General features: G+C 69.6%; 5 protein-coding genes. 3 read left to right on the forward strand and 2 right to left on the reverse strand.

The window, feature by feature from the left end; translation table 11 throughout:
- Together WBA11_RS18010 and WBA11_RS18015 are read right to left on the reverse strand one after the other, a co-directional pair.
- The coding region (locus WBA11_RS18010; protein ID WP_424522016.1) for a DUF4212 domain-containing protein at positions 1 to 200 on the reverse strand (200 nt) is incomplete at its 3' end.
- A gap of 419 nt (positions 201 to 619) precedes the next feature.
- Entirely contained in the window at positions 620 to 976 is a 357-nt protein-coding gene (locus WBA11_RS18015; protein WP_424522017.1) for a copper-binding protein, read from the reverse strand.
- 162 nt (positions 977 to 1138) lie between these two features.
- Between WBA11_RS18015 and WBA11_RS18020 the strand changes: the two genes are divergently transcribed.
- From WBA11_RS18020 to WBA11_RS18030, 3 genes are all read left to right on the forward strand, one after another.
- On the forward strand, positions 1139 to 1567 hold the full coding sequence (locus WBA11_RS18020) for a LexA family protein (RefSeq protein ID WP_424522018.1): 429 nt from the start codon (positions 1139 to 1141) through the stop codon (positions 1565 to 1567).
- The gene (locus WBA11_RS18025; protein ID WP_424522019.1) at positions 1564 to 2910 is read left to right on the forward strand and encodes a Y-family DNA polymerase; all 1347 of its coding nucleotides are present in this window, start codon (positions 1564 to 1566) and stop codon (positions 2908 to 2910) included. The genes WBA11_RS18020 and WBA11_RS18025 overlap by 4 nt, the downstream gene beginning before the upstream one ends.
- A gap of 279 nt (positions 2911 to 3189) precedes the next feature.
- On the forward strand, positions 3190 to 3940 hold a 751-nt coding region (locus WBA11_RS18030), incomplete at its 3' end, for a heme/hemin ABC transporter substrate-binding protein (RefSeq protein WP_424522020.1).

Here is a 3940-nt window from a genome sequence, read left to right on the forward strand (position 1 = left end):
ATCCAGATCAGTGCCACGAACACGAAGATGGCACCTTGCTGGGCCATCCAGAAGCCGAGCGGGACGCCACCGAACGAGACCGCGTTGAGCGCGGGCGCTCCGAAGATGGCGAGCCCAAACCCGACAATGGCCCAGACAGCGAGCAGGATGCCGATGCGGCGCTTTTGTCCGCGCCAGTAGTCTTCCTTCGTAACGAGCATGAGCCTCGAGGACGGGACCTCAGTCTAGGGACGAGACGGCCTCGGCGCCCGCGACCTCGATGCCGCGTGCTGCCGTCCTCGAGGACGCGGTCCGCTTCAGGTGTCGGCCTCGAGGACGGTCGGGGAGTGCGCGCCATGCTGGAGAGGCGTCGAGATTCCTCGACAGCGCTCGGAATGACGTTGTTGGTGAGGGTGAGGTCGGCTGACCGACTCTACTGACGGCTGCCGCCTTCCCACGACGTCATCCTGAGCGGAGCGCAGCCGAAGGACCTCGACGCGCCGCGCGCGTCCTCGAGGACGCGCTCACCGTGGCGGCTCGTAGGTCTTCGCGAACCGGCCTCGAGGGCGCAACACGGCGGACCTCCGCACCTCTCCCCTTCCGCACCTCCGCACGCATTCCGCCCTCGAGGTCGGGACCGCTACTCTGGCGTTGGGAGGACGATGCCGCCGCGGCCGTTCTCGTCGCCCGGGTCGAGGTCGAGGACCGTCTCGAACGGCAACTCCTCGATGCCGATCACCTCGAGGGACGCGCTGTCGAGCGTGAGTAACACCTTCGAGCCCTCCGTCAGGCTGTCGAGCAAGGCCGGCGTGTACAGGCGCATGGCCATCCGCATGGCCGGCATCCGGTCCGGGATCGGTTCGTGGTTGACCAGGATCGCCTCGCCCTGGTAGACGGGCTCGATGTAGAGCGCGCGGACCTCCAAGGTGGACTCCATCGGGGCGGGAGCGTCGGCGCACGCGGCGAGGGCGAGCAGGCCGAAGAGGAGGACGCGCATCGAGGTCGAGTGGGGGCTCGGTGGACGCGTCGCGACCGGCTCCGTTCGGACGTGGGGACGCGTCCTCGATGGATTCATCCAGCCGCACATAGATCACACCGCATGACTCGCACGGTGTCACCGCCAGGGACGTCCTTCAGCGTGCCCCTCTCCCACGTCTCCGTGCCCGCCACCCTCCTCGGCCCGCTCGCTCCGCTCAAGCCGGCCTCGAGGCCGCTCCTGCTCACACGCATCCCGGCCGGATTCCCCTCGCCCGCCGACGACTACGTCGAGCAGCTCCTCGACCTCAACGAGTACGTCGGGCTGAGCCCGGACGTGTACCTGTTCCGCTGCTCGGGCGATTCGATGGTCGGCGCGGGCATCTTCCCCGACGACGTCCTGGTCGTCAAGAAAGGGGCCGAGGCCCGGAGCGGTGACGTCGTCATCGCCGACCTCGATGGGGAGTACACCGTCAAGCGGTTCGTCCGCCACGGGACGCAGATGTGGCTCGTGCCCGAGTCCGACCGGCACGCGGCGATCCAGATCTGCCCCGGCCACGAACTGCTGATCTACGGCGTCGTGACGTTCACCATCCACAAGCACCGACCGTGAAGACGCGTCACCTGGTCGCGCTCGTCGACTGCTCGGCGTTCTACTGCTCGTGCGAGCGGGCCTTCCGCCCGGACCTGAAACACAAACCCATCGTGGTCTTGTCGAACAACGACGGGTGCGTGATCTCGCGCGACCGCCAAGCCAAGTCGCTGGGCGTCCCGATGGGCGCACCGTACTTCAAGGTCCGCCGCGACTTGGAGCGGAAAGGGATCGTCGTGTTCAGCTCGAACTACGCCCTCTACGCCGACCTGTCGCGCCGCGTCATGGCGACGCTGGAACGGTTCACACCCGACGTGGACATCCACTCGATCGACGAGGCGTTCCTGACGCTTCGAGCATCCGTCCTCGAGGACGGCCAGCCGGCGCCGGGCGAGCGCGAACGCTTGGAGGCCGACGCTCGTGAGATCCGCCTTGAGGTCGAGCGCGCGATCGGGATCGGCGTCCGCGTGTCGATCGCGGAGACACGGACGCTGGCGAAGGCGGCGAGCGAGTACGCCCGGGACCATGGCGGCACGGTCTGCTTCTGGGGCCACCCCGACCGCGACGCGTTCTTGCGCTCGATGCCGGTCGGCGACGTCTGGGGCATCGGCCCGCGGTGGTCCGCTCGCCTCGAGGCCGAGAACGTCAAGACAGCCGCGGCCTTTGCGAGTCTGTCTGAGGAACGGCTAAGGCCGTACACCGTCGTCGGGACGCGGACGGCGTGGGAGTTGCGCGGCGTCCCGTGCCACACCCCCGGCGCCGGGCCGACGCCTCGTCGGTCGCTCGTGCGCTCGCGGTCGTTCGGCCGCAGAACGCCCGAGCTCGGGGTCGCCCTCGAGGCCGTCGCGAACCACGCAGCACGAGCAGCAGAGAAGCTGCGGGCTGAGGGATTGGCGGCCGGCGCGCTCCAGGTGTTCGTCACGACCGGCGGGTCTCGGCACGGAGATGGGCCGCACCGCCACGGCACCCTGATGACCGGGTTCGTGCACCCGACCTCGAGCACGGCCACGATCGTTCGAACGGCACGGCGCCTGCTCCAGTCGTGCCACCGGCCCACGAACGCGCGGGGCGTGCCGTACCGCTACATGAAGGCCGGCGTGATCCTGACCGAGCTGTCACTCCAGAGTGCGTGCCAGGCGGACCTGTTCGTGCCGAAGGCCGCGGAAAAGACGGAGTTGTGGGAGGCGCTGGACCGGATCAACCGCCAGTTCGGGCGGCACACCGTCGCTCTCGCGTCGCAGGGCTCGCCCTCGGCACGCGTCGAGATGGACGCCGGTCGCGGAGGGCCGGCCTGGGCCATGCGCCGCGAGATGATGAGCCCGCGCTACACCGTCAGCTGGGACGACCTGCCGACGGCCGCGTAGGCCCGCCCTCGAGGACGCCCTGGACTTGCCAGAGGCATCGCTGCGGCGTTCTCCGCGCGCACCCAACCACCAGCCGTCATCCCCTCGCACCCGGGGACCCGAGTCTTCGAGGACGACGCAGCCAACGACGGTGGAGAAGGGAGCGATCACGAGAGCGTAGCGGCCCTGCTTGCCGAAGCGGAGCGACGCCCTCGAGGACGAGGCGGCGTGAAAAGGCTGTAGCCGCCGGGCAGCTTATCTGAACTCCGTCTAGTTTAGACTCAGTCCACACAAGCCGCGATGCTCCGCCTCGCTCTCCTCTCCACCATCGTCCTCGCCGGCTGCGCCGCGCCCGAGCGGTCCGAGGCGGTCTCGGCAGAAGCCTCGTCGGAGCGGCGGATCGTGACGCTGGGCGGGCCGGTCACCGAGATCACGCACGCGCTCGGCCTCGAGGGCGAGGTCGTTGGGACGGACCGGTCGAGCCTGTACCCGGCCTCGATCCTGGACAAGCCACGGCTCGACTACTTCCGCCAGACGTCGGCCGAGGGCGTGCTGTCGCTCAACCCGACGATGGTCGTCGCGATCGAGGGGACCGGGCCGCCCGGCGTCCTCGATCAGATCCGAGCGGCCGGCGTCACCGTCGAGGTCGTCCCGGAGGTCACCGACCTCGAGGGCGCCGAAGACCGCGTCCGGCGCGTCGCCGCGATCTACGGCGTCGGGGACCAAGCCGAGCCCGTCGTCGCGCAGATGCGGTCCGAGCTCGGGGCCGTGGAGCCTGTCGAGGGCGTGAGAGCCTTGTTCGTCTACGCGAGAGGCGCCGGCGTCGTGATGGTGTCCGGGACGAACAACGCGGCCGACACGGTGCTGCGGATGGCCGGCGCCGAGAACGTCGTGACCGCCTTCCAAGACTTCCGCCCGCTGACCGCCGAGGCCGTCGCCGACGCCTCGCCCGACGTCATTGTGATCCCCGAGCGCGGCCTCGAGAGCATGGGCGGCATCGACGGGCTGCTCCGGCAACCGGGGCTGGCCCAGACGCCGGCCGGCCAGGCTC

Origin of the sequence: Rubrivirga sp., from assembly GCF_049648075.1 — a bacterium.
GTDB lineage: Bacteria > Bacteroidota > Rhodothermia > Rhodothermales > Rubricoccaceae > Rubrivirga.